Source organism: uncultured Meiothermus sp. (assembly GCF_937863175.1).
Classification (GTDB): Bacteria; Deinococcota; Deinococci; order Deinococcales; family Thermaceae; genus Meiothermus.
Genome location: NZ_CALMCQ010000458.1, coordinates 1 through 3351, shown reverse-complemented (window position 1 = coordinate 3351; position 3351 = coordinate 1). Strand labels below are relative to the sequence as shown.

Sequence of the window (3351 nt, the reverse complement as noted above, 5' to 3'; positions counted from 1 at the left end):
AATCGCAGGCCGACGGTGATAGTCCGGATGAGAGAAGGGGTGAAGCCCAGGTGTCCTGTGCCTGGGCGTGGCGGGATGTGCGATACTTCCTAAAAATCCTTGAACCAGCATGGCTTCAGGCGTTGGGTCGGGTGCAGTTCGTGCCTGTTCCGGCCCCGGTGTAGCACGGTTGTGTCGAGGATAAAGCAATGCTAAGAATCATGGTTGTACTGGCGGTCTTGTTGTCGCTGGGCCTGGCCCAGACCCAAAAAGTACGGGTAGGTCTGGGCTTTTTGCCCGATGTGCAGTTTGCCCCGTTCTACCTGGGGGCGGCGGAAGGAATTTATGGCAGGCGGGGGCTCGAGGTGGAATTCCAGCATGGTTTTTCATCGGAGTTATATCCACTGCTGGCTCAAGGGCGGCTTGACTTCGTGGTGGCAGATGCCGAGGATGTGATCGCTCTGCGGACCCAGGGAATACCGCTCAAGTACGTGCTGGCCCTTTACCAGAGCGTACCCAATGCACTGTTCTCGAGGGCCGAGAAGAACATCCGGTCGGTGCGTGACCTGCGGGGCAAAACCATCGGGATACCTGGGTTGTTTGGCACCTCGTATACCTCGCTTCAGGCCATGTTGCGGGCGGCTGGTCTGCGCGAAGCGGATGTGCGGATCGAACAGATCGGATTCACCCAGGCCGAGGCCATCGTGACGGGCCGGGTAGACGTGGCGATGGGTTTCATCAACAACGAGCCAATTGTTTTGCAGGCCAGGGGTATCCAGCTCAACGTGATCCCGGCAGGGCCGTATAACCTCTCACCCGGGGTGGGGGTGATCTCAACCGACCGTGTGCTGGATAATGCCGATCTGGCCCGCCGGTTTGTGCAGGCCACCCAGGAAGCGATGGCCCTCACGCTTCGAGACCCCCGCAGGGCCTTCGAAGCCGCCCGAAGATTTGTACCCACCCTTGGGGAAGACCGGTTCAAAGTGCTGGAAGTCTCGCTGCGGCTCTACCAGTCGCCTTTCACCCGCCAGAATGGGCTGGGTTTTTCCAGCCCCCAGGGCTGGCAGAGCGGCCTCAACCTGCTCAAGCGGACTGGACGCGTCAAAACCGACCTGCCCGCAACGGCTTTTTTCAGCAACGAGTTTTTGCAACCGGGAGTGCAGGTTATACCGAATTCAAAAAGATAATCCTCCAACCCGGAGACCTCGAGCCAGCAGTTACTCTTCGCTTCCCAGCCCGTGGCCGCGCAGGGTAGCCGCTTCCACGGCTTCGATCAGGGCCGCACGGACGGCACGGGCCTCGAGGGCCGCCAGACCGTGGATGGTGGTTCCCCCAGGGCTGCTCACCTCATCCTTGAGCACCGCAGGATGCTTTCTCCGCAGGAGTTCGCCGGTGGCGATCAGCACATCGGCCGCGAGTTGCAGGGCCTGGGCACGGGGGATGCCTTGCTTAACCCCTCCATCTGCCAGGGCCTCTGCCACCACCGCAACATAGGCCGGGGCCGAGGCCGCCATACCGGTAAAGGCATCGAACAGGCGCTCGGGCAGATCATAAACATCGCCCACCGTAGCAAACAGGGCCTTCGTGAACTCCAAATCGCCCGCTTCCTCTGCTTCGCGGGGGCCGGTGATGGCGGTCGAGCTTTTGCCAATAGTAGCTGCCAGGTTGGGCATGCAGCGCACCACCCGCCGGGTTCCCAGGCGACGCGAAAGCACTGCGGTTGAGACTCCGGCCACGATGGAGATGTAGCCGGTGTTGGGATGGGTGATCTGCGGTGCGAGGGCGGCAGTATCCTTGGGCTGGACACATAAAAGAATCCGCTCACAGCGACGCAAATCCTCAAAGCGAAGGGGGTTGACACCCGTCTCCTGGGCCACCTCGAGGGTGCGCTCGGATGTATCCAGTACCCCGATTTCCGAAGCCTCGAGCATCCCGGCCTGTAAAATGCCCTCCAGAATGCTTTTGCCCATCTTGCCCACACCGACAATCGCCAATTTCATGGCCCCAAGTCTAGCAGCAAGCCAGCGATGGGGACAGGGGATGGTTCGCATTGATCGAGTAGCCCGTGCCGTGGGCCGGGGCTAATGGCCTATAGCCCTCGGCATCTACCCTGTTGCTATCGCGGTTTCCTCTATTTTGCCCCTGATTTCTAGGCAAAAAAAACGAGCTCTGCACTGTTTTATGGCTTTCGGGGAGTGCTGGATTGATTCCGAGAACCGCTCTATACTTCTCTGGTGCTGGTACTTGCTCTGGACACCGCTACCCCCTATCTGGTACTGGGCTTGCCCCACGCCGAGCGGGCCATTCGCCTGGGGCGCCGCCATGCTGAAGTGTTGTGGGGTGAACTCGAGCAATTCCTGTACGAAACCGGGGTCTCGCGAAATGAACTCGAGGGCATTGCGCTGGGGCGAGGGCCTGGTTCTTACACCGGGCTGCGGGTGGGCATTGCCGCTGGCCTGGGACTGGCCCGTGGCCTGGGCATTCCGACGGTGGGGGTGGATACGCTCGAAGGGGTAGCCCTGCGTTACCAGGGCCACGTTACCGTGGCCCACACCACCCGCAATGGGCTGTGTTACAACGCGAGTTATCGGGTGACCACCAGCGGTCTGGAGACCCTGGAGACCCCCAATCGTTGCAAGCTGGCAGAGTTGCACCCTGCTGGCCTTTTTTCCCTGGATCAACCCCCTTCCGGGATAGCCCTGGCAGGCCTGGGCGTCCAGATGCTCCGAGTCGGACAGACCCGGATCGAACCACTGTACCTATGACCCTCGAGGAGTATCACACCCTGCACAGAACCCCCGTTCCGGGAGGGCATCTGTATGTAAAGCCTGGGGCACGCGGCCTGGCCGACCCCGCCTACGAACTGCTGGCGCGTCACCTCGAGCCTTATGGCCAAACAGCCCTCGACCTGAATCCTGGCATCGGGCTGGTAGCCCATGCCCTGCGGCGACAGGGACTGGAGGTGGAAGCCATCGAGACCTCGAGGGCTGCCCTGCGATGTCTGAAAGCCAGTTTTGGTGACCTGATAAGGGTAACACGGGGACTGCCCTGGAACGCCCTGCCAGCCTCGGCAGACCTGGTAGCCATGGTGCTCCCCGCCAGCCGAGGGACACGTTATGTGGAGCTATCGCTGTTGGGTGCGGCCAGGGCCTTGCGCAGGGGGGGGCGACTCTGGATTGCTGGTAGCAAGGATAAGGGCTTCGCACACTATTTCAAGCTGGCCCAGGAACTGCTGGGTTTCGGTTTACTCGTCGAGCGCAACGGGGCATCGCGGGTCGCAGTGCTGGAAAAAGAAAAGTGCGCCCCCGAACTGCCCACCGTCTGGCAGTCCTTTTCCTTTGATATACAGGGCGAATCCCTGCACTTTGCTTA

The 3351-nt window shown here is 61.0% G+C and carries 3 protein-coding genes and 1 pseudogene; 3 read left to right on the top strand and 1 reads right to left on the bottom strand.

From position 1 onward, the window contains the following. Positions 1 to 188: 188 nt before the first annotated feature. Positions 189 to 1166 carry an ABC transporter substrate-binding protein gene (locus Q0288_RS17115; protein ID WP_299433330.1) on the top strand — a complete coding sequence of 326 codons (978 nt, stop codon included), beginning with the start codon at positions 189 to 191 and terminating at the stop codon, positions 1164 to 1166. A 30-nt stretch (positions 1167 to 1196) separates the two neighbouring features. On the opposite strand, the gene proC is transcribed toward Q0288_RS17115, so the two are convergent. Further along, positions 1197 to 1979 carry a pyrroline-5-carboxylate reductase gene (gene proC, locus Q0288_RS17110; protein WP_299433327.1) on the bottom strand — a complete coding sequence of 261 codons (783 nt, stop codon included), beginning with the start codon at positions 1977 to 1979 and terminating at the stop codon, positions 1197 to 1199. Positions 1980 to 2213: 234 nt separating this feature from the next. Between proC and tsaB the strand changes: the two genes are divergently transcribed. Together tsaB and Q0288_RS17100 are read left to right on the top strand one after the other, a co-directional pair. Continuing rightward, positions 2214 to 2744 carry a tRNA (adenosine(37)-N6)-threonylcarbamoyltransferase complex dimerization subunit type 1 TsaB gene (gene tsaB / locus Q0288_RS17105; RefSeq protein WP_299433324.1) on the top strand — a complete coding sequence of 177 codons (531 nt, stop codon included), beginning with the start codon at positions 2214 to 2216 and terminating at the stop codon, positions 2742 to 2744. After that, positions 2741 to 3351 (top strand): annotated as a pseudogene (locus tag Q0288_RS17100) (methyltransferase); the annotation flags it as partial. The gene tsaB and the pseudogene Q0288_RS17100, both read left to right, overlap by 4 nt.

What these genes read in the sequence shown, in the direction of transcription:
- Q0288_RS17115 (WP_299433330.1), top strand. Translation starts at nt 189, where the DNA reads ATGCTAAGAATCATGGTTGTACTGGCGGTCTTGTTGTCGCTGGGCCTG.
- proC (WP_299433327.1), bottom strand. Translation starts at nt 1,979, where the DNA reads ATGAAATTGGCGATTGTCGGTGTGGGCAAGATGGGCAAAAGCATTCTG.